The sequence below is a fragment of the Shewanella sp. AS16 genome, from assembly GCF_021412365.1.
GTDB classification, from domain to species: domain Bacteria; phylum Pseudomonadota; class Gammaproteobacteria; order Enterobacterales; family Shewanellaceae; genus Shewanella; species Shewanella salipaludis.
This window is the reverse complement of record NZ_JAKCLK010000001.1, coordinates 486,557-506,580: the sequence shown is the minus strand read 5'-3', so window position 1 is coordinate 506,580 and position 20,024 is coordinate 486,557. Positions and strand designations below refer to the sequence as shown.

General features: G+C 54.9%; 21 protein-coding genes. 15 read left to right on the top strand and 6 right to left on the bottom strand.

Annotated elements, in window-relative coordinates; genetic code table 11:
• The first annotated feature begins 42 nt into the window (after window positions 1-42).
• Both phoU and LZP73_RS02315 read left to right on the top strand, forming a co-directional pair.
• Window positions 43-753, top strand: a complete 711-nt coding sequence (phoU, locus tag LZP73_RS02320) for a phosphate signaling complex protein PhoU (protein WP_234232860.1) — start codon at window positions 43-45, stop codon at window positions 751-753.
• Between the two features lie 945 nt (window positions 754-1,698).
• On the top strand, window positions 1,699-2,109 hold the full coding sequence (locus LZP73_RS02315; protein ID WP_234232859.1) for a GNAT family N-acetyltransferase: 411 nt from the start codon (window positions 1,699-1,701) through the stop codon (window positions 2,107-2,109).
• A 35-nt stretch (window positions 2,110-2,144) separates the two neighbouring features.
• Here the strand turns inward: LZP73_RS02315 and LZP73_RS02310 are convergent, their stop codons facing one another.
• Complete coding sequence (locus LZP73_RS02310; RefSeq protein ID WP_234232858.1) at window positions 2,145-2,726, bottom strand: HD domain-containing protein; 582 nt, start codon at window positions 2,724-2,726, stop codon at window positions 2,145-2,147.
• Between the two features lie 113 nt (window positions 2,727-2,839).
• Complete coding sequence (locus LZP73_RS02305; protein ID WP_234232857.1) at window positions 2,840-3,298, bottom strand: nuclear transport factor 2 family protein; 459 nt, start codon at window positions 3,296-3,298, stop codon at window positions 2,840-2,842.
• A 755-nt stretch (window positions 3,299-4,053) separates the two neighbouring features.
• Between LZP73_RS02305 and LZP73_RS02300 the strand changes: the two genes are divergently transcribed.
• The 3 genes from LZP73_RS02300 to LZP73_RS02290 all read left to right on the top strand — a co-directional run bounded on the left by LZP73_RS02300 (window position 4,054) and on the right by LZP73_RS02290 (window position 5,799).
• Window positions 4,054-4,737 (top strand): DUF4386 family protein, encoded by a 684-nt coding sequence (locus tag LZP73_RS02300; RefSeq protein ID WP_234232856.1) that lies wholly within the window; start codon window positions 4,054-4,056, stop codon window positions 4,735-4,737.
• A gap of 46 nt (window positions 4,738-4,783) precedes the next feature.
• A complete protein-coding gene (locus LZP73_RS02295) occupies window positions 4,784-5,365 on the top strand; it encodes a dienelactone hydrolase family protein (RefSeq protein WP_234232855.1) in 582 nt (193 codons plus the stop codon).
• 137 nt (window positions 5,366-5,502) lie between these two features.
• Window positions 5,503-5,799 carry a hypothetical protein gene (locus LZP73_RS02290; RefSeq protein ID WP_234232854.1) on the top strand — a complete coding sequence of 99 codons (297 nt, stop codon included), beginning with the start codon at window positions 5,503-5,505 and terminating at the stop codon, window positions 5,797-5,799.
• Window positions 5,800-6,045: 246 nt separating this feature from the next.
• On the opposite strand, the gene LZP73_RS02285 is transcribed toward LZP73_RS02290, so the two are convergent.
• Together LZP73_RS02285 and LZP73_RS02280 are read right to left on the bottom strand one after the other, a co-directional pair.
• Window positions 6,046-6,675: a LysE family translocator gene (locus tag LZP73_RS02285; RefSeq protein WP_234232853.1), complete on the bottom strand. Its 630-nt coding sequence runs from the start codon at window positions 6,673-6,675 to the stop codon at window positions 6,046-6,048.
• Window positions 6,676-6,870: 195 nt separating this feature from the next.
• Window positions 6,871-7,368, bottom strand: coding sequence for an ion channel (locus LZP73_RS02280; RefSeq protein ID WP_234232852.1), 498 nt, complete (start codon window positions 7,366-7,368; stop codon window positions 6,871-6,873).
• Window positions 7,369-7,664: 296 nt separating this feature from the next.
• Between LZP73_RS02280 and LZP73_RS02275 the strand changes: the two genes are divergently transcribed.
• From LZP73_RS02275 to LZP73_RS02255, 5 genes are all read left to right on the top strand, one after another.
• Complete coding sequence (locus LZP73_RS02275) at window positions 7,665-8,474, top strand: outer membrane lipoprotein-sorting protein (RefSeq protein ID WP_234232851.1); 810 nt, start codon at window positions 7,665-7,667, stop codon at window positions 8,472-8,474.
• Between the two features lies 1 nt (window position 8,475).
• Window positions 8,476-9,705: an ABC transporter permease gene (locus LZP73_RS02270; protein ID WP_234232850.1), complete on the top strand. Its 1,230-nt coding sequence runs from the start codon at window positions 8,476-8,478 to the stop codon at window positions 9,703-9,705.
• Window positions 9,705-10,925, top strand: coding sequence for an ABC transporter permease (locus tag LZP73_RS02265; RefSeq protein ID WP_234232849.1), 1,221 nt, complete (start codon window positions 9,705-9,707; stop codon window positions 10,923-10,925). Before LZP73_RS02270 ends, LZP73_RS02265 begins: the two co-directional genes overlap by 1 nt.
• Before the next feature lie 102 nt (window positions 10,926-11,027).
• Window positions 11,028-11,726 (top strand): ABC transporter ATP-binding protein, encoded by a 699-nt coding sequence (locus tag LZP73_RS02260; protein WP_234232848.1) that lies wholly within the window; start codon window positions 11,028-11,030, stop codon window positions 11,724-11,726.
• Window positions 11,701-12,978 carry a hypothetical protein gene (locus LZP73_RS02255; protein WP_234232847.1) on the top strand — a complete coding sequence of 426 codons (1,278 nt, stop codon included), beginning with the start codon at window positions 11,701-11,703 and terminating at the stop codon, window positions 12,976-12,978. The genes LZP73_RS02260 and LZP73_RS02255 overlap by 26 nt, the downstream gene beginning before the upstream one ends.
• Window positions 12,979-13,011: 33 nt before the next feature.
• Here LZP73_RS02255 and LZP73_RS02250 read toward each other — a convergent pair whose 3' ends face one another.
• Window positions 13,012-13,395 (bottom strand): VOC family protein, encoded by a 384-nt coding sequence (locus LZP73_RS02250; protein WP_169563166.1) that lies wholly within the window; start codon window positions 13,393-13,395, stop codon window positions 13,012-13,014.
• Window positions 13,396-13,566: 171 nt separating this feature from the next.
• Here LZP73_RS02250 and LZP73_RS02245 point away from each other — a divergent pair, with 171 nt between their 5' ends.
• The 3 genes from LZP73_RS02245 (at window position 13,567) to LZP73_RS02235 (ending at window position 16,825) form a co-directional block, all read left to right on the top strand.
• The gene (locus LZP73_RS02245) at window positions 13,567-14,154 is read left to right on the top strand and encodes a DUF502 domain-containing protein (RefSeq protein WP_234232846.1); all 588 of its coding nucleotides are present in this window, start codon (window positions 13,567-13,569) and stop codon (window positions 14,152-14,154) included.
• 220 nt (window positions 14,155-14,374) lie between these two features.
• The gene (locus LZP73_RS02240; protein ID WP_234232845.1) at window positions 14,375-16,348 is read left to right on the top strand and encodes a BCCT family transporter; all 1,974 of its coding nucleotides are present in this window, start codon (window positions 14,375-14,377) and stop codon (window positions 16,346-16,348) included.
• 114 nt (window positions 16,349-16,462) lie between these two features.
• Window positions 16,463-16,825 carry a YajD family HNH nuclease gene (locus tag LZP73_RS02235; RefSeq protein ID WP_169563163.1) on the top strand — a complete coding sequence of 121 codons (363 nt, stop codon included), beginning with the start codon at window positions 16,463-16,465 and terminating at the stop codon, window positions 16,823-16,825.
• 64 nt (window positions 16,826-16,889) lie between these two features.
• On the opposite strand, the gene LZP73_RS02230 is transcribed toward LZP73_RS02235, so the two are convergent.
• Window positions 16,890-17,129, bottom strand: coding sequence for a DUF1289 domain-containing protein (locus tag LZP73_RS02230; RefSeq protein WP_234232844.1), 240 nt, complete (start codon window positions 17,127-17,129; stop codon window positions 16,890-16,892).
• Between the two features lie 231 nt (window positions 17,130-17,360).
• Between LZP73_RS02230 and LZP73_RS02225 the strand changes: the two genes are divergently transcribed.
• Both LZP73_RS02225 and LZP73_RS02220 read left to right on the top strand, forming a co-directional pair.
• On the top strand, window positions 17,361-18,671 hold the full coding sequence (locus tag LZP73_RS02225; protein WP_234232843.1) for a methyltransferase: 1,311 nt from the start codon (window positions 17,361-17,363) through the stop codon (window positions 18,669-18,671).
• A 239-nt stretch (window positions 18,672-18,910) separates the two neighbouring features.
• Window positions 18,911-19,960, top strand: coding sequence for a 3-oxoacyl-ACP synthase III (locus LZP73_RS02220; protein WP_234232842.1), 1,050 nt, complete (start codon window positions 18,911-18,913; stop codon window positions 19,958-19,960).
• Window positions 19,961-20,024 lie beyond the last annotated feature (64 nt).

Below are 20,024 nucleotides of genomic sequence, written 5' to 3'. Positions count from 1 at the left end.
CACGGCTTTTTGGCACAGTTTGAATAAAAGGTTTTAAATCCAATGGAAAAGATGAATCTGAGCAAACACATTTCCGGTCAGTTCAACGCCGAACTGGACGACATACGCAACCGGGTGCTGGCCATGGGCGGCTTGGTGGAGCGCCAGCTGGAGCAGGCCCTGGATGCCCTGGGGGCCCTGGATGCCGAACTGGCCCAGCAGGTGATAGAAGGGGATCACAAGGTCAATGGCATGGAAGTGTCCATCGACGAAGAATGTACCCGCATCATAGCCAAACGCCAGCCGGCGGCCAGCGACCTGCGTCTCATCATCGCCATCTCCAAGAGCATCACAGATCTGGAGCGCATAGGCGATGCCTGTGTGCGTATCGCCAAGGCGGCGCTCGACAAACGCCTCAACAACCAGCAGCCACTCCTGGTCAGCATAGAGAGCATGGGGCGCCACGCCACCCGTCTGCTGCATGCCACCCTGGATGCGCTGGCGCGTATGGATGCCGACACGGCGCTGGAGCTGCACAAGGAAGATGCCAAGCTGGATAAGGAATACGAAGGCATAATTCGCCAGCTGATGACCTATATGATGGAAGATCCCCGCTCCATCCCCGGGGTGCTGGACGTGTTATGGGCCGCGCGCGCCGTCGAGCGGGTCGGTGACAGATGCAAGAATATCTGCGAATACATCATCTACTATGTCAAAGGCAAGGACGTGCGTCATACCTCCTACGAAGACATGGAAAAAGACCTCAAACTTTAAGCGAGTAAAGTTTGAGTTTGCTGTGAAGCAGATACTTGATAAAAACGCCGGCTAAGCCGGCGTTTTTGTTGGGGGGAAGGGGGGATAGAGACTCTTTCTATTTTCTCCTCCACATAAATCAACGGCTTGTTGGTTTTATATGCTTGAATTCAGATAATGAGTCTATAGGTGATCTCCCCATTTTTAACTGCAATCAAAAGTAGGGACTGAGGCCATTAGCGCCAGTTTTTGCTGAAAGCGAGCTGGGGTTATTTCTATATTCTTATCCTCTCGTCCTCTCAATATCGGCTTTGCAGCGGCCTTGCGGCCGAGAAAGTCGTGGGCTTCCAGCCCACACCCGGCCAAGAGGGGATCAACAGCAATCCCCTCTTGGATCTCCTGTGCCGTCCCCACGAAGTCGTTTTCCCTCAAACTTATGAAGAAATTTGCTAGCGCCTCATATTCGCCATCCCTGGCTCACCTGAGGCTAGCTCGGCCAAATCCATCCTTGGATAAAGGCCAGCTCACCATCCATGGTTCGCGCTCATGAGCTGGCTCGTCGTAGCCGAGCATTCGCCTTGTCTTTCTCACGCAATTTCTCCAACGTTTTTCGGCAACTTCGAAGGGGAATATGTGTCATCCGCAGCAGCGCTTGTAGCTGGAACATTTGTCGTCTTGATGCTTGTTAACTTTGAAGCCTTAGGGGAACACCAGAGACGGCACTGTTGCACCGGCGGCCTTCGGTGAAAGGGACTTCGCCGCAGAGCATCCAGGGATGCTTCCTGTGAGATCAAGTGCCTGCGTGCCGCAGGGGTAACAGTGTGAAGGCCCACTGCTGGTGATGGGCTGCCAACCAAGTTGGCCCAAACTGCGTCGTTATGCGTGTTAAGCAAAATACACTTTAACTGTTTATTTATACAGTTGTTGAGTGTATCCTTCGAATGCAATCAAAAGGAGTGGTGCAGCATGAAAATGACATACGAAGAAAACGTCCCTAGTCCGAAAGAATTCTGCGAAATGCGCGTGAAAGCAGGCTTGTCACCAAAGTCTCTTAAGGCTGCCACAATTGCATTGCCAAACAGCCTGTATGGGATCTCAATACGACATGGTGAGGCTTTGGCTGCGATGGGTCGTGTCGTTGGTGATGGTGCGTGTAACTTTGAGGTGGTGGATGTTGCCGTTGATCCAACTTACCAAGGGAAAGGGCTGGGACGAAAGGTCATGGAGTATATAGACAACTATTTGTCGTCAGTGGCCTTAGAAGGTTCGTATGTTTCAATGATTGCGGATGAACCAGTATTTTACGAAAAGTTGGGATACAAACTTGTTTCTCCATCTTGCCAAGGAATGACAAAAAAGTTTAAACCGCACGCCTAATAAGTGACTGTGGTGTTCAGTCACTTGTTATACGCCTATTTCAGCACACCCTTTTCTACTGCTTCATTTAGCCGGGACTCAACTTCTTGCCAAAGGATATTGCTTCCTCTAGAGATACGTTCACTGTTGAAAGCAAACACTTTTTCTTTAGATATATTATGCTTTTTCCAACTATGCCCTTCGCCATAAATATTGTGTAGCAAAGGAGGAACTCGATCGATAGCCTTAGCAAATCTAGCTTCGGGACTGCTACCCTCTTCAAATTCTTCCCATAGGTTACTGTATTCATCTCGGCTAGCTTGAGGTAAAAGCTGGAACAATTGCTGAACACCTGACCTTTCTACTTGTTTATTTTCGTCAGTTTCACTCGAATAAATGACCGTGTCACCTGCTTCAATTTCACCTAAATCATGGATAAGGAGCATTTTCATAACACGCGTAATATCAACCTGCTCATTGGCAAAGTCTTTCAGCATCAGTGCACTCAAACACACATGCCAACTATGCTCCGCAGAGTTTTCGTAGCGATTCAACCCTACAGGTTTGGTTTGTCTCTCGATAGCTTTTAGTTTCTCGACTTCAACCATAAAGTCGATTATTCCTTTAATTTCTTCCACATTAACTCCTTTTGATGTTTCGATTTTTGATTGGCGTATAACGCCCAAATTTAGCTCGGAAAGCCGCGCAGCGAGCGTTTTTTGCTGACGATGAAGTTTGCTTGTTATGTGAATTATTCACTGTACCGACGAATAATAGAGACTTTGCCATTTTCAAGTTCAAGTACATCCAGAGCAATTTTGCTGTAGCTGAACTCTGAACCATCCGCTCGCTTACCTTTTGCAGAGAACTTGTGTTTGATAGAAACAGCATTGTAACCATACTGATAGTCGATGATTTCCGCCTTATATTCGGTGTGAACACCAAGGTAGCGGCCCATACCTTTTCGCATCATGGCTTTACCATCTGGTTCACGAGAGTCATCAGGTGCATTTGGGAAATGTTGGTTGCCAACGTCATCAGTCAGAAAGGATAAATAGTACTCAAGGTCGTCCTCAGTCGCATTTGGCTGCTGAGTCATGACCTGAGCATTGAAATAGGCTTTCACAAACGCATCATAGTCAAAATCATCAGCCAAAATACTTGTACTGAAGAGCGCGAAACCTGCCAAACAAATAAATAGTTTTTTCACGAAAACTCCTTTTTCAAAGATTCACATAACATTTGCATAACACGCATGCATGTTTATCAGCTCGGACCAGCGCAAAGCGTGCTGGCACTCCTTGTTTTTATTAAATGGCTGCGAGCTGCGCCTGTTATCTTTCATGACCTTGCATCTAAGCTACTGGTATCTCTGGATTTCAGCAAGCGCTTTGTCTGCAAAGCGCGCGGGTTTCGGTGGCAAAACGTGCCTGAGCGCTCTATCGGGTCTGGTTTAGCCTTTTGCCCCATCTCCCATCCCCATCTAAGTTGCCGCAGGACAAATAAACAGGAAGATTGCAGACATCCTAAACTTTCATGTAGCTTCGAGGCGAAAGTGGAACACCAGAGAGGGCACTGTTGCACCGGCGGCCTTCGGTGAAAGGGACTTCGCCGCAGAGCATCCTGGGATGCTTCCTGTGAGATCAAGTGCCTGCGTGTCACTGCTGCCTCTGTAATAAGAGCAGTGCGAAAGCCCACGGCTGGTGATTGGCTGCCAACCAAGTTGGCCGAAACCGCGAGGCCCAGTGGGTGACTCGAAAGAAGCTAGGATACGCGAGATCCCGCATTCCCAGTAAAGAAGTGCAAACGCGCATGCGCGTTTTGCCTGAGGGTTTAGAGCCAGTGCGATACGGAATGTTTTATACAACAGTGGCTTGTGCTAATCTTGAAGTCATTGTAAAAAAGCACATATGCGCAAGCGCACTATACAGCTGTTAGCATTACGAATAAAACGGGATAGTTTTAATGAACAATCTACAAAAAATCGCAGGCGTTTCAGCTATTTTTGAAGCGTTGATTTATATCGTTACCTTTGTTTACTTTGGCACTTTTTGGGCATATCCCTCCGAAGGTACTGCATCAGAAAAAATGGTATATTTGGCGGAAAATCAGTTTGTATTTTCAATGATTTATTTTCTGATGTATGCAGTGTTCGGAATTTTTCTAGCTGTTCTTGTTGTTGGCTTATATGAAAAACTAAGATCAGCAAATAATCCAATTGTTAAAGTGGGTTCTGTCTTCGGCATTGTTTGGGTTGTTCTGGTCATTGCAAGTGGTATGCTGGCAAATATTGGGCTTTCACATGCAATTAACCTGATGGACTTATCCTCCGAGAAAGCTTTTGATATGTGGCGAATGATTTCGGTGCTAATCGAAAGCCTTGGTGGAGGAAACGAGCTGGTTGGTGGACTTTGGGTACTGTTGGTTAGTATAGCTGCTTTAAAAGCAGAAGAATTTCCGCGAGGACTTAATTACCTTGGTATAGTTGTAGGGATTTTTGGTATTGCAACAATATATCCGGATGAAGTCATCACCGAAATTTTTGGTATCATTCAGATTATTTGGTTTGTCTGGCTTGGTATATCCATGTTAGGCCAAAGCAATGCTAACAAGTCAATTCAGCCGACCGCTAACGCGTCGGCTGATTGAGGCGTTATGTGCAATGGGCGACATCATCATAAGGATTATGTAGTAAATGAGAGTTGTAATAGTTACAGATATCTTTGGGTTGTGTGAGTCGACAGATGATCTAATCAAATATTTGGCTCAACGCGTGACCGATGTTGTAATTGTTGAACCCTATAAGGGTGAGCGTCATGACTTCCAAAAAGAACAAGAGGCTTACAATACTTTCATTAAAGAATGTGGTCACGATAAATATTTAGCCTTGGTGCTTAAGTCTCTTTCTGAAGTAAATCCGGAATTGTTGATTGGATTTAGTGCTGGGGCCAGTGCGGTATGGAGAGCTTCAGGTTTAGATAATGTTGAATGTAAAAAGACAATTTGTTTTTATCCGGCACAGATACGCAGTCATCTAGATATCATTCCAAAGATATCGACCAGCGTTATCTTCCCACATAAAGAAAATACATTTGATGTAATAAGTCTTAGTAAACATATCTCAGCCTGTACAAAGGTTGACTCTGAAATTACCCCTTATGAACATGGGTTTATGAATAGATGCTCTAAGGCATACGATCCAGTGGGGGAGGAATATGGCTTTAAATGCATAGAAAATCACCTGGTGTTCAGGGACGTTGAGCAAAGTTGTATATGACAAATGTTTAAGCGTGATTCACAACGCTTGGTATGTCCAGTTCAAGGTTGGGCTCCGTGTTTATGGTGCAATGGTTTATATCCAGTGGTAGCCTTGCTCACACCTCAATACGGCGTTAAGTGTACTCAAGGAAAATGATGGATTTAATTAAAAAGAACTTTCAAGGCAAAACTCCTTTATGGCAAGTCTTTTGGATTCAGAATGTCTTGATTGGAGGGGGACTGCAGTTTGGAGTGGACAAAATTGGACCATCTTTATCTACTGCTCCACTGTATATATTGATAACGTTTAACGTAATCTATGGAATTTGGGTTTTTGCTGGTCTGTGGCAATGTGCCTTTAATGCAGAGTGGAGAGGCTGGGGGTATATTATTCGTGGAGTTTATGTATTAGTTATTGGTTTAGTAATAATTTCATTGTTAAGAGGCATTTAGCACCTGACAAGCCTCTAAACTGAGATTTGAACTTCACCCGTTTTAGGGACACCCAAATGAGTCATTGAGGTGTTCCCATGCAGCCATACAAAACCGGACTCAGCAGGATACGCTTGGGTTCAGGATAAAAGCCGGGGCCCGGTCATATTGTTCCCATGGTTCAGTCAAGGATGTTGCCGCAGCGGCGGACATATATATATGGACATCCCAGTATGTGCGCAGCAGTAACAGGGCCACCCTTGTGGCTCAGGTGACAGTGCTTGTCAGGCTTAGCTGTCCGAGTATCTCTTTGATGACGGGCGCGACGGATAATACCAGTAACCCCGACATTGTATAGTTGAAGACCCTTCTCTTGCGCTCGTTCTGCAGCAGATTTTTAAGCATGGAACCAAACAGCAGCCAAACGCCGACACAGGGAAAAGACACGATGAAAAAGGTCAGGGCGATCGTCAGGTTTTGGCTGTAAAAACCTGCCCCAACCGTGGTGAAGGCGGCTATGGCACCGGTTGCCACTACCCAGGCCTTGGCATTCACCCATTGAAACAGCGCACCTTTCATGAAGCTGAAGGGCTTGGCCTGGGAGGCCGAGCTCAGGGTGCCTGCCGATCTTGCAATCAGGTATGCCAGGTACAATAAATAGCCTGTCCCTATGCATTTAATGACGAAGTGCAGCTGGGGGAACACCTGGAATAATTGAGCAAACCCCAAGCCGACCAACAAGAGCATCAGGGTAAAACCGACACAAATTCCCGTCAGTAAAGGCAAACTCTTCTTGATACCGAAGTTGACGCCGGATGTCATCACCATGATGTTGTTTGGCCCCGGGGTTACAGATGATGAAACGGCGAAGAGCATCACAGCCAGTAAATATTCCATTTAGCTATTCCTATTGTGCATTCCTATTCAACAGAGATTGGGGCCGGTGACGCGTTAATCAAGAGCCATGTTTAAAGCCAACATTTTCATATTGGCCTACGGGGATGCAGCCTCATGCCGCTAAGGCTGCGCCAACTCATGTCTCGTACCGCCTATCTCTTGAACTGCCAGGGACTCGGCAGTGGCTCAAGGCGCCTATGTCTGCTCCCTCGGCTGCCTCGCCTTCAAGTGTTCCACATGTTCTATCAGGGCGTCGACGGTTTCCTTCAACAGATCCAATTCTTCCAGGGTCAGATCCGTCAACTGTTCCAGGTTATATTCTATGGTGTCTATGATCTGCTTATGGGGCCGCTGCAGGGGGCGCATGAAATAGCCGGTCACAGTGGCGACTATGGCGCCGAAGAAGAGGGTTGAGCCCAGCACTATCCACAGCCCCCCTATGAGTTTGGCCATGCCTGAGATAGGGGTATCGGCTATGCCTGCGGTAGAAAAGGCGGCAATGCCCCAATACAGGGCGTCCGGGTAGGAATGCAGCGTGGTGCCGTTCATGTCCCTGTCTGCCAGATACAGGCCGGCGGAGAATATCAGCCAGAGCAAGACCAAGATCAGCACCAGCCTGACGAAGGGGGTGTGCAGGGAGATGTCCTGGATGAATTTTCCGAACCTAGAATAATGTGCTTTGTTTTTCATCATAGTCACCCGGCGCTCACCATAGCTGGCCTAGACAGGTGGGGCTGTCCCTGGTCCATGGCTCCTGTAAACATAAGTTTAGCCATAAAGCTCTGGGAAGGTCCCGGAAAGCCCAGAAGATTCGGAACGCCCGGCTATCCAGGACTGCGACAGCCGGGCCCGCCTTGGCTGGCCCTGGCGGCATCGGTTCGAAACTTGCCGATATGTTAACTAAGCTGTTAATTGCTATTGGCAAATATTGGTGTCCGGCCCAGGCTATTGCCGGGCGGATGCCGCAATGAATACCAGCGGGGGATGAGATGAATGTATTGGAGGCCTGTGCCGGGTTCAGGCTGACGGGCAAGCTGTTGCTCACGGCCGTGCTATCACTCAGTGGCGTGTCGGTGGGGGCCGATACCCTTATTTCCGATGCCAAAGCCGTTGCCCTGGTGCAGGGGGCATTGGATCAATGGCGCGGCATGAGCTCCTACGCCGAAGTCTCCATGACCATACATCGTCCCGAATGGCAAAGAAGCATGAGCCTGAACAGCTGGACCCGCGGTGACAAGGATGCCCTGATCCGCTTCACCGCCCCGCCGAAGGAGGCGGGGAATGCCACCTTGAAACTCAACAACGACATGTGGATCTTCGCCCCCAAGCTGAATCAGGTGATCAAGTTACCCACCAGCATGATGACCCAGTCCTGGATGGGCAGCGACTTTTCCTACAATGATCTCGCCAAATCGGATCACTTGTTGACCGAATTCACCCTGCAGCTGCTGGGCAGTGAGCCCATGGGGGAGCATGTGCAGCACTTCATCAAGGCGACCCCCAGGCCAGATGCGCCCGTGGTATGGGGTAAGGAAGTGCTGGCGATCCGTGAGGATCATATCTTGCTGTACGAGCAGTTTTATGACCAGGAGATGCAACTGGTGAAGGAGATGAAGACCCTGGAGATAGCCCCCTTGGGGGGACGGCAATATCCTGTGCGGATGCGCATGGTCAACTATGCCGAGCCTGGGCATTGGACCGAGATAGCCACCCGGCAGGCTTTCTTCGATTTGGCGTTACCTGGTTTCATGTTTACCCAGTCCAATCTGCGCAATCCCCGCCCCTGGAGACCCGACTGAGATGTTGCTGGCATTGGCGTGGCGCAACATATGGCGGCAACCGCGGCGTACCTGGCTCAGCGCCGCGGCGGTGGCCTCGACCTGCGCCATCGTCATCTTCCTGCCGGCCATGCAGCTGGGCAGCTATAGGGCCATGGTTAACGGCAGCATAGGCATATTGGATGGCGCCGCCCAGATCCAGCGGCAGGCATATTTGGCCGAACCCGTCATGGCGGCCAGCTTCGAGCTTAACCCCGCGCTGCAGCGTGAGCTTAAGCTGTATCTTCCCCATGCCATTCTGGCCCGCCGTGCCAACGGCTTCGCCTTGCTGTCATCCGGGCAGCGCAGTTTCGGCGCCCAACTCACAGGGGTGGAGGCCGACAAGGAGCCGCTGTTTTCCTCACTGCCGGCCAATATCAGGCAGGGGCGTTACCTGAGTCCCGACGCCTCGGCGGCGACCGACGAGATAGTCTTGGGGGAAGGGCTGGCGAAGAATTTACGGCTTAACCCGGGCGACCGGCTGACGCTGCTGGGGGCCGGTAGGGAAGGGGCGCTGGCGGTGGACTCCCTCAGGGTGGTGGGCATTTTCGCCAGCGGCCTGAAGCCGCTTGACCGGCAATTGGCGCAGATGCCATTGGCGCGCTTCGAACAGACCTTCTCCATGGAAGGGGGGATCCATGCCTTGGTCGTCGCCGGGGGGGAAATCGAGTTATTACCTGCTTATCCGGCGGCCCTTAGGCGCTACCTGGCGAGCCGGGATCTGGCGCTGCGGGATTGGCAGGAAATGCAGCCGGCACTGTTCAAGGCGATCAAGCTGGACATAAGTTCGGCAATGGCCATGTACCTGGTGCTGATCCTGGTGATAGTCCTATCCCTGCTCAACACAGCCCTGATGACTGTGATGGAGAGAACCCGGGAGTTCGGCATGATGATGGCGCTCGGCGTCGGTCCTGGCTTGCTCGGCAGGCTGGTATGGCTGGAGTCCCTATTGGTGATGTCCCTGGGTATCGTCGCCGGCCTGGCGATAGGGGCGGTGGTGAGTTACTACTATCAGCAGACGGGGATCCGCTTCGAAGAGGCCGAGGCCGTGTTCAAGCAGTTCGGCCTGGATGCCACCTTATACCCTAGCTTGACCTGGGCTACCCTCCTGCTGGGACCCGGCTGCATCGTCCTGTGTCTGGCGCTTGCCGGGCTCTATCCCGTGTTCAGGATCCGCAGGCTGGAAATAGTCAGCGCCATGAGGGCCGTCTGATGGGGAGCTTGAGCCTGATCTTTCCCCTGGCCTGGCGCAATCTGTGGCGCAACAGGCGCCGCAGCTTATTGACCATGCTGGCCATTTTCGTGGCCGTGTACTCCATGGTGACCATGGGGGCATTCATGCGGGCCTGGTCACGGGCCGCAGTGGTGGAGACGATCAACAACCTCACGGGCCATGGGCAGATCCACGCCCCCGGGTATCTTGACGATCCCAATGTCGACCATAGGATCTCGCATCTGCCGTCCGGCGTGGCCGGGATCTTGACCCGGCCGCCCGTCAGCCACTTTGCCAGACGGGTCAGGGTCCCGGCCATGATACGCACCGAGCGCGAAAGCGCGCCGGTCGAGCTGCTGGGGATTGAGCCCGAGCGCGAGCAGGGGCTGTCTTTCATTCCCCATGCCGTGGTTGACGGGCATTACTTTGTCTCCGCCGACGAGCGGGGGATCCTGCTCGGCGAACAGCTGGCCAAGCGGCTGCAAACCCGCCTGGGCCGGCGCCTGGTGCTGATGAGCCAGGGGGCCGACGGCGGCATAAAGGAGCGGGGGCTGAAGATTATCGGGATTTTTTCCTCACAGCCGGATATTGAAAAATACAGTGTCTTCATAACCTTACCTCAGGCGCAGGCGCTGCTGCAGATAGGCGACGACTTTTCCGAGCTGGTGTATCGGCTCGCCGACGATCAGGACTCCGGCGTGACTGCGGCCCGTTTGGCGCAGCAGGCCGGCGGGCTGGAAGTCAGGGCCTGGGATGAATTGCAGCCCTTCACCAAGGCGCTGATGGAAATGAGTGAGGGCAGCATCTGGATATGGATCTTGGTGTCTTTCGCCCTGGTGTCTTTCGGCTTGATCAACACCCTGCTGGTGGCCGTGTTTGAACGCATGCGGGAGTTTGGCCTGCTGCAGGCCCTGGGGATGAAGCCCAGATGGCTGTTGCTGCAACTCTTGATCGAGTCGGGGCTGATGTTGGGGCTGGCAACCCTGTGTGGTTTGCTGGCGGGGATGGCGACAGTGCAGGGTTTCGACGACGGCCTCTATCTCGGCGTCGGCGCCAGCTACTTTGGGGCGGCGCAAGTTGTGTATCCTCGGCTGGATTGGGCCGAGTTGCGGCTCATAGGCATCAGCGTCATGCTGATGGGGCTGCTGGCGAGCCTCTATCCGGCGTTCAAGGCGGCCCGGCAGGTGCCGGTCGAGGTATTGGCGCGGGCCACCAATTAGCAGGAACTGTGCTCTTTGGCTGCAAACAGGCGGCAAGCACAGAGTCGCAATGGCGCCGGATGAGGTAAATCCAGGTGACGGAATAAAGGGGCGGGAACGGCTATGGAAGCAGGGGGTCAGGATTCGGCCATCGTCAGGTGCGATGCGGTGGTGAAAACCTATCAGCAAGGGGCAATCCAGGTGCCGGCATTGCGGGGGATATCTCTGTCCATCGCCCGCGGGGAATTTGTCTCCCTCGCCGGCGCCTCGGGCTCGGGCAAGACCACGCTGTTGAACATGATTGGCGGCCTGGACAGGTTCGGCTCGGGAGAGGTGTGGGTCGAGGGGGCGCCGCTGTCGCGGATGAATAACAGTGAACTTGCCGATTTGCGGCTAAGCAAGATAGGTTTCGTGTTTCAGGCCTACAATCTGATCCCTGTGCTGAGCGCCCGTGAAAATGTCGAATTCATCATGCAGTTGCAGGGGGTCGCCCAGGCCGAGCGCAGGGACTTATCCAGGCAAATATTGGCAAGGGTCGGCCTGGCGGGGATGGAGCAGCGCCTGCCGGCGGAATTGTCCGGCGGCCAGCAGCAGAGGGTCGCAGTGGCCCGGGCCCTGGTCAGCCACCCGGCCATCATACTGGCCGATGAACCCACGGCCAATCTGGACAGCAAGAATTCCCTGGAGCTGTTGACCATGATGGCGGAATTGAACCTGGAGTCGGGAACCACCCTCATAGTGGCGACCCATGATCCTCAGGTCATAGATTTTACCCGCCGCAAACTGGTGATCAAAGATGGCACTGTGGCTGAAGATTATTAGTCTGATCGCCCTGTTGGCACATGGGAGTGCCGTGGCGGTGGACCTGGCCCATGAGGCCAAGCTGCAATACCTGTATGTCGATTCGAGTGCCGGCCCAAGCATGAATACAGGCATGAGCACTGACATGGGCCCAGGCATGAGCACTGACACGAGCACTGACATGGGGGCAGAGGACTATTCGCTGCTGCAGGGCAATTATCGTTTCAAATTAACCCAAGATGTCGGGGCCTGGTCACTGGACTTGCATTATGTACTCGGGGCGGCTGCCAGTGATGCTTCGGCCGGCCTGGAACAGGATGCCGGCGCCCCCAGCTGGTTTGACTGGCGGGCCGACATAAGGCGTTCAGACACTCAGGTGGTGACCCATTTCATCGACAGGGCCAGCCTGAAGTACAGCGGCGCCCGCTGGGTTGCCAAGCTGGGGCGTCAGGCCATCACCTGGGGCAATGGCAATGTCTTCCAGGTGCTGGACTTGTTTAACCCCTTCGCGCCGGCGGCCATGGATACCAGTTATAAACCCGGGGTCGACCTCTTGTACCTGCAGCGTTTGTTCGACTCGGGCGCCGAGCTGCAAGGGCTGTGGGTGCCCCATAAGTGTGGCGCCGAGACCGAAGCAACCGGCTGCCGGGATTCGCTGGCGCTCAAGTATCTGGGTTATTGGCAGAGCTTGCAGTTCGAACTCATGTTGGCCCAGAATTACGGGGACAAGCAGCTGGGGCTCGGCCTGGTGCTGCCCCTGGGGACGGCGCTTGCCAAGCTGGATCTGCTCGCCAGTGAGCTGGTTTTGCCGCCGGCGGCCGCAAGGCAAACTCTCTATTCGGCGGTGCTCAATCTGCAACATAGCTGGCAGTGGCGGGAACGGCCCCTGAATGGGTTTATCGAATATTACCTGAACGGCTTCGCCGACGACGTCAGAAGCTTGGATGAGCTGGCGCCCGGGGTCAGGGCGAGGCTGCAGCGGGGACAACTCTTCTCCCTGGGGCGGGATCAGTTTGCCATAGGTTTGCAACTGCAATATTCCCCCCTGCTGACCCTGGCGCCGACCTGGATTTACCAGGCCAACGACGGCAGCAGCCTGAGCTTGCTCACCGTCAATTACAACAGCTCCCAGTCGTCTAATCTGGTGTTTGGGGCCCAGTTCGCCAGGGGCGAGCCAGGCAGTCAATACGGTGGCCTGTTTGTCGATGCCAGCCGCAGGCAGCGGCTGCCATCCGGCGACAGGTTTTTTTTGCGTTACGAGTATTATTTTTAGCCCTGTCTCTTGTACAGGGCCGGCGCATGCGCCTTAGACGCGGTATTCGGACAATTCCAGCAGGTTGCCGTCGGGATCCCGGATATAGAGGGAGTTGAGCATGCCTGTGGCCCCGGTGCGCTGCACAGGCCCCAGCTCGATAGGCACCTGCAGGGCATTGAGATGATCTATCACTATCGCCAGAGGTTCGTTGACTATGAAACAGAGATCGGCGCTGCCCGGGGCAGCGACCCTGGCCTTGGGTTCGAATTCGCCGCCGGCGGTATGCAAGTTGATTTTCTGGTCGCCGAAATTGAGCGCTATGCGATCGCCGGCAAAGAGCTGGGGTTTCATCCCGAGTACACGCTGGTAAAAGTCTGTGGTGATATCCAGGTTTGCGACTGTCAGCACCAAATGATCCATTCTGGTTACTCGCATACACTTTTCCTCTGTTGGCTTTGTTATTGTCTGGTTGTGGCCCTGTTACCTTACATGAGTTAACGGCGGGCGGGGACGACTGTGGTAACATTTATGCCCGTCCAGGGCGTAACATTATCTTGCCTGGGCTTATCCTGTGCTTACTTTGACTATTTAACTTATGAGGGTGTCATGAAACGAACTTTGGCCCGTGGTTTGATGAATGTGTTACCTATGGCGATCAGCCTCTGGTTGTTCTGGTCCCTGTTCGTGTCCCTGGATGGCCTGGGCGTCCTGCTGCTGGAGTTGCTGGGCATAGACACACATGTCAGGGGCGAAGGTTTCATCCTGGTGGGGCTGTTGGTCTTCGTGGTCGGATTGGCCTTCTCCGTCAGCCCCATAGCCTGGCTCTATGCCTGGCTCGAGCGCCAGTTGATGCGCTTCCCGCTGTTCAAGTCTGTCTATGGCAGTATCAGGGACATAGCCTCGCTGATGAACCGCGACGGCAAACCCAAGCAACAAAAGACTGTGCTGGTCAAACAGGCCAACGGCGGTTTCGTGGTGGGCTTCATCATGACGGATAAGCCGCCCCGGCCGCTGCTCGATGCACTGCCAGAGGGCGACTGGGTGCCTGTGCTGTTTCAGCTCAGTTATCAGATGGCGGGGGTGACCAGCCTGGTCAAACGTGAGGATCTTATCCCGGTCGACTGGTCATTCGAAGAGGCGATGCGTTTCAATCTCACCGCCGGCATTTCCCAGACCCCGCAACGACAGGAGTGATCCCGGGCCGCTCGAGGCCAAAATGGGCGACAAGAAGGGCAACTGCGGCCAAGGCGCAGCCTAAGGCCGTGGTTTGTATGCTATTATGCCTGCATGGCTCAGAGAGTATTCTCTCCTGGGTGCATCTTCTTGCCTTGTCATTGCTGCTTGGCCCCTATTGGAGGCGCGAGTTGGCTGTGTAGCGAGGCGGCTCAAATTCAAGCTGAAATCGGGAGTAATAATGTCGATTAAATCGAGTATTAACCCGCCGGTGTTTTATCCATCGGTATTCCTCATCGCACTGATGGCGTTAATAGGTGCGCTCTGGCCGGAGCAGGCCAATGTGTTCTTCAAATCAGTACAATCCTGGGTCGAACTGAAAGCCGGTTGGGTTTACATCCTAGGTGTAGCTATCTTCCTGATTTTCATCATCTTCGTCATGGTCAGCCGTTTCGGCGACATCAAGCTGGGGCCGGATCATTCGGTGCCCGACTACAGCTACAAGAGCTGGATCGCCATGCTGTTTTCCGCCGGCATGGGCATAGGCCTGATGTTCTTCGGGGTGGCCGAACCTGTGATGCACTATCTGGCGCCACCCGATGCCAGCCCTGAAACCATACAGGCGGCCAAGGATGCCCTGAAGATCACCTTCTTCCACTGGGGCATACATGCCTGGGCCATCTATGCCGTGGTGGCACTGAGCCTGGCCTACTTTGCTTACCGTCACAAGTTGCCGCTGTTGCCGCGCAGCGCCCTGTATCCCTTGATAGGCGAGCGCATCATGGGGCCCATAGGTCATACAGTGGACACCTTCGCCGTGCTGGGTACCATGTTCGGGGTGGCCACCTCCCTGGGATTCGGGGTGTTGCAGGTCAACTCGGGCCTGAGTTATTTGTTCCCCTCGCTGCCCAACAATGTCACAGTGCAGATAGTGCTGATCATAGGCATTACCCTGTTGGCGACCCTGTCGGTATTTTCCGGCCTGGATAAGGGCGTCAAACGTCTGAGCGAGCTCAACCTGGGATTGGCCTTCCTGTTGCTGGCCGCCGTGCTCTTGCTCGGGCCGACCGTATCTTTGCTGCAGGCCTTCGTCCAAAATACCGGCAGTTACCTGAGTGACCTGGTCGGCAAGACCTTCAACCTCTATGCCTATCAGAAGAAGGAAGACTGGATCGGCGGCTGGACCTTGCTCTATTGGGGCTGGTGGATCTCCTGGTCTCCTTTCGTCGGCACCTTCATCGCCAGGGTCAGTCGCGGCCGTACCATTCGCGAATTCCTGATCGGCGTGCTGTTCGTGCCCAGCGCCATCACCTTCCTGTGGATGACGGTATTCGGTAACTCGGCCATCGACGCCATCATGAACCATGGCGCGACCTATCTGGCGGACGCTGTGTCGACGGATGTGTCTGTGGCCCTGTTCAAGTTCTTCGAACACATGCCTTTCTCGACCTTGCTGTCGTCGGTGGCCGTTTGCCTTGTGGTGACCTTCTTCGTGACCTCATCGGACTCGGGCTCACTGGTGATAGATAACCTGACCTCGGGCGGGGATAACGATGCGCCCGTGTGGCAGAAGATCTTCTGGGCGCTGCTGCAGGGTGTGGTTGCCGCCGTGCTCCTGTTTGCCGGCGGTCTGCAGGCGTTGCAGACCGCGGCCATTGCCAGCGCCATGCCGTTTTTGTTGGTGATGTTGCTGATGTGCTTCGGTCTGTTTAAGGCGTTGCAGGATGATTGGCTGAAACTCAACAGTGTCCAGTCCCATAACACCAGCGTGCAATACGCCAAGACCAACATGAGCTGGGAGGAACGCATCGAAGTGCTGGTGTCCCAACCCAGTCTGAAGGAGGCCTTGGCATTTCTCGAACAGGTGGCCACTCCTGGCCTGACCAAGGTGTGCCGGAGCTTTACCGACAAAGGGATCCCCGCCGAGTTGGTATTCCTGAATGGCAGGGTACGGCTTATCGTCAGTCAGGCAAGCCACCAGGAGTTTATCTATGCGCTGCGGATCCGCGCCTTCACCCAAGCCGGCAATGCCGAGGGACCGCAGGACATGGGCAGCGGTGAGTATTATCGGGTCGAAGTCTTCCTGGAGCACGGGGGCCAGCATTACGATGTGATGGGCTATACCGAGGAGCAGTTGACTGCCGATATCGTCTCCCAGTATGAGCGTTACCTGCATTATCTGCACCTGAGTCATGCCGAGCCGGCGGCGGAATGAGTCCCGGCAGAATGCGCGCCCGGGCATTGCCCCGGGCGCCGACTGGGATTATCCTTGGGGCAGAGAACCTGGATATTTTCTGGGTTGGTTATTTTTCATCCTGGATTGACGCTCATGACTGTGCAAGCTGGACAAAGTAAATTAGACAAGGTGCTGGCCGATGCCAGAGACTACAAGGCCAAACGCGAGAAAGGTTACCGGGAGCAGGCGCTCAAGCTCTACCCCTGGGTCTGCGGTCGCTGCACCCGTGAGTTCACCCACAAGAACCTGAGTGAACTGACAGTGCATCACAGGGATCATAATCACGACAACAATCCCCCGGACGGCTCCAACTGGGAACTCTTGTGTCTCTATTGCCACGACAATGAGCATTCGCGTTTCGAAGAGCTGATCCGTTACGGCAGCACCACAGAGACCAAGGTCGAGGCGGCGACCTACAATCCCTTCGCCGATCTCAAGGCCATGCTGAAGAAATAGGCCAGCGGCGCCGGCAGAAATAAAAAAGCACCCATTGGGTGCTTTTTTGTTGTTTATGGCGGGATCAGTCCGGCTCTTGGGTCGCCAGCCTGGCCTCGGCCTCGAGCCACTTCTGCCGGCTCAGCGTCTGACACTTGTCGCCGCCGGCCAGCCGCGCCTTGCGCTCGGCGAGCCCGGCCAAAATCTCGGCCTTGCGCGCATCGCTGGCGCTGCCCCAGGCGACGATTTCGTCTATATGTCTGAAGCAGCCCATGCAATAGTCGTTGTCATCCAAGCCGCAGCGGGCGACACAGGGGGAATGCATACTGAGGCTCCTCTAATTGGGGTTCTTGGGGGTTCTGTAATGGGCCCGAATTGGGCGAGCCGACATATTAGCATCTCTGACCGGCTTGTCCCAGTCGCGGCTTTCGCACCCGGCCGGGTGTAGCCTGCGGCCGAAGCGGGTATAATCCGCGCCTATGTCGTTTTCGCGGGTTGCAGCAACCCGGAACCATGAACAGAAATCATGAACAGAAATCATGAACAGGAACCTTAAATGAGTCATCTCGGTCAGTTTCGCCGCCTGGACAGCCTCTTGTTGGCCAGTCGCAGCCTATGGCAGCTCAGGGCCTTCGACTGCCATGACTTGCCTTGGCAAGGGGAGTTTCCCCGCTTGGCGGCCGAGGTATTGGCGCTGAATGATGATGAGTTGGAGCCGCTCGACCGGGATCACAGCCTGCTGGTAAGGCGTCTGACCCCGGCCCTGAGTCTGGACTTGGCCGCGGCCGGGCTGGAGTGGCCGCTGGGACTGCTCGATAGTCGTCTGCCCGCCTTTGCCAATGGAGTAGGCAGTGCCTCTGAGTTTAAGACCTCTGGGGTGAATGCCTCTGGGCCAACCGCCTCCGGGGCATCGGCTTGTGGGCTGAGCGCCGCCGACGAGCCCCACTTCAGCGCCCACATCAAGGGCCGCAAGTGGCAGCAGATAGGCGCCTTCGTCGAGTGTCTGCCACATCTGGGGTTGCCCGTGCTCGAATGGTGTGCCGGCAAGGGCCACCTGGGGCGCCTGCTCGCCAAGGCCCGCGGCTGCGAAGTGTTGAGTCTGGAGTGGCAGCCCGGCTTGTGCGAGCAGGGCAGGGAATTTGCCCGGAAATGGCAGCTGCCACAGCAGTTCGTCTGTGCCGATGCCTTCGCGCCGCAGATCTGCCTGCCCGGGGCCAGTCCCCTGCAACCGCGGCAACAGGCGCTGGCGCTGCATGCCTGCGGCGATCTGCATGTGCGCTTGCTGGAGTTGGCCGCCGCCGCCGGCACCCAGGCGGTCGCGATTTCGCCTTGCTGTTACCATCTTATCCACGCCAGCCACTATGTGCCCATGTCGGCAGCGGCCAAGGCCAGCGAGCTGCGACTCAGTCGCCACGATCTGCAATTGCCGCTGCAGCAGAGCGTGATTGCCGGGGCCAAACAGCAGGCGCTGCGCTTGCAGGAAATCGCCTGGCGCCTGGGATTCGACAGCCTGCAGCGTGAGCTGCGGCAGGTTAATGAGTACTTACCCGTGCCGGCCATCAAACAGAGCCAGCTGAGCGGCAGCTTTGGCGAGTTTTGCCATTGGGCCGCGACGGCCAAGGGGCTGGTGCTGCCCTATGGCCTGGCGTTCGAGGAGTATCGGCGTCAGGGGCTGCGGCGCCAACGTCTGACCCGGCGCTTGGATCTTGTGGCTCACCTGTTCCGTGCTGTGGTCGAACATTGGCTGTTGTTGGACAGGGTCTGTTTCCTCGAAGGGCAGGGCTACCGGGTGTCGCTGGGGGAATTTTGTGCAAACAGTGTGACCCCGAGAAATGCCATGATCCAGGCGTTCAAAATAGCCGGCTGAGATATCGGGATAAAAATACGGATTAACGTTCTGTTTTTAATGGGTTGTTTTTTGGGTGGTCGATTAAATTCGAACGAGACCCGGCCTGGCTCAGGCTGAGTCCGACCCGGACGGCGGAACAAAAGGCGGGTTTCTATTGAATCAAGGGGCTTTTCTTGCTCAAATGTCGCCTCAATGAGATCCAATAACTTAGTCATGGTCATGTGTTGGCCATTTTAGTGAGCGATTAAAACAGTTTCATGAAATATTCCCGCGTGTACATCAATAGCCTGGCCTATGAACTGGCACCCGAAGTGGTTTCCAGTTCAGAGCTGGAAAGCCGCCTGGCCCCGCTTTACCAGAAGTTTCGCATTCCCATGGGCCAGCTTGCCGCACTCACAGGGATCAGCGAGCGCCGCTGGTGGCCCAAGGGGCATCAGTTATCCGATGGCGCCATAAAGGCGGCCCGCAAGGCCGTGGCCGAAACCGGGATAGAGGTCGCAGATCTGGGAGCCCTGGTCTATACCGGGGTGTGCCGCGATCAGCATGAGCCGGCCACGGCTTGCCGCATCGCCGCCGAGCTGGGGGTGTCCAAGGACACGGCCATCTATGACATAAGCAACGCCTGCCTCGGGGTATTATCCGGCATACTGGATATCGCCAATCGCATCGAACTGGGGCAGATAAAGGCGGGCATGGTGGTGTCCTGCGAGTCCGCCAGGGACATAGTGGATGTCACCATAGAGAACATGCTGGCGGAACCTACCATGCAGAACTTTGCCCAGTCGCTGGCGACCCTGACCGGGGGCTCGGGCGCCGTTGCCGTGATCCTCACAGATGGCAGCCTGCCGCTGCTCACGGCGCGCCAACATCAGCTGCTGGGGGCCTCGCATCTGTCGGCGCCGGAGCACCACAGGTTATGCCAGTGGGGGCTGCAGGAAGCCGGGCAGCATCTGTATCGCGAATTCATGCGTACCGATGCCGTGACCCTGCTCAAGGAAGGGGTCGAGCTGGCGAAGCATACCTGGGAGCACTTCCTCGAGCAGCGCGACTGGCTGGTGGAGCAGGTCGACAAGGTGATCTGCCATCAGGTGGGCGCCGCCAACCGTAAGCAAGTACTCACGGCCCTCAATATCCCGGCGGAAAAAGAATTCCCCACCTACCAGCAGCTGGGCAACATGGGCACAGTGTCCTTGCCGGTTTCCGCGGCCATGGCGCACGATCAGGGCTTCTTGCAAGTCGGCGATCAGGTGAGTTTTCTCGGCATAGGCAGCGGCCTCAATTGCATGATGCTCGGCGTCAAATGGTAGTGCCGCCGGCCCGGGGGGGAGTTCGGGCCGGCGCTCATTCAAGCCTGCATACAGGCATAAACAC

Coding starts and splice junctions, on each gene's coding strand:
- LZP73_RS02270 (WP_234232850.1), top strand. CDS start 8,476: ATGTTGCTGGCATTGGCGTGGCGCAACATATGGCGGCAACCGCGGCGT.
- LZP73_RS02240 (WP_234232845.1), top strand. CDS start 14,375: ATGTCGATTAAATCGAGTATTAACCCGCCGGTGTTTTATCCATCGGTA.
- LZP73_RS02275 (WP_234232851.1), top strand. CDS start 7,665: ATGAATGTATTGGAGGCCTGTGCCGGGTTCAGGCTGACGGGCAAGCTG.
- LZP73_RS02220 (WP_234232842.1), top strand. CDS start 18,911: ATGAAATATTCCCGCGTGTACATCAATAGCCTGGCCTATGAACTGGCA.
- LZP73_RS02230 (WP_234232844.1), bottom strand. CDS start 17,129: ATGCATTCCCCCTGTGTCGCCCGCTGCGGCTTGGATGACAACGACTAT.
- LZP73_RS02290 (WP_234232854.1), top strand. CDS start 5,503: ATGGATTTAATTAAAAAGAACTTTCAAGGCAAAACTCCTTTATGGCAA.
- LZP73_RS02255 (WP_234232847.1), top strand. CDS start 11,701: ATGGCACTGTGGCTGAAGATTATTAGTCTGATCGCCCTGTTGGCACAT.
- LZP73_RS02280 (WP_234232852.1), bottom strand. CDS start 7,368: ATGATGAAAAACAAAGCACATTATTCTAGGTTCGGAAAATTCATCCAG.
- LZP73_RS02225 (WP_234232843.1), top strand. CDS start 17,361: ATGAGTCATCTCGGTCAGTTTCGCCGCCTGGACAGCCTCTTGTTGGCC.
- LZP73_RS02300 (WP_234232856.1), top strand. CDS start 4,054: ATGAACAATCTACAAAAAATCGCAGGCGTTTCAGCTATTTTTGAAGCG.
- LZP73_RS02315 (WP_234232859.1), top strand. CDS start 1,699: ATGAAAATGACATACGAAGAAAACGTCCCTAGTCCGAAAGAATTCTGC.
- LZP73_RS02285 (WP_234232853.1), bottom strand. CDS start 6,675: ATGGAATATTTACTGGCTGTGATGCTCTTCGCCGTTTCATCATCTGTA.
- LZP73_RS02265 (WP_234232849.1), top strand. CDS start 9,705: ATGGGGAGCTTGAGCCTGATCTTTCCCCTGGCCTGGCGCAATCTGTGG.
- phoU (WP_234232860.1), top strand. CDS start 43: ATGGAAAAGATGAATCTGAGCAAACACATTTCCGGTCAGTTCAACGCC.
- LZP73_RS02260 (WP_234232848.1), top strand. CDS start 11,028: ATGGAAGCAGGGGGTCAGGATTCGGCCATCGTCAGGTGCGATGCGGTG.
- LZP73_RS02235 (WP_169563163.1), top strand. CDS start 16,463: ATGACTGTGCAAGCTGGACAAAGTAAATTAGACAAGGTGCTGGCCGAT.
- LZP73_RS02250 (WP_169563166.1), bottom strand. CDS start 13,395: ATGCGAGTAACCAGAATGGATCATTTGGTGCTGACAGTCGCAAACCTG.
- LZP73_RS02245 (WP_234232846.1), top strand. CDS start 13,567: ATGAAACGAACTTTGGCCCGTGGTTTGATGAATGTGTTACCTATGGCG.
- LZP73_RS02295 (WP_234232855.1), top strand. CDS start 4,784: ATGAGAGTTGTAATAGTTACAGATATCTTTGGGTTGTGTGAGTCGACA.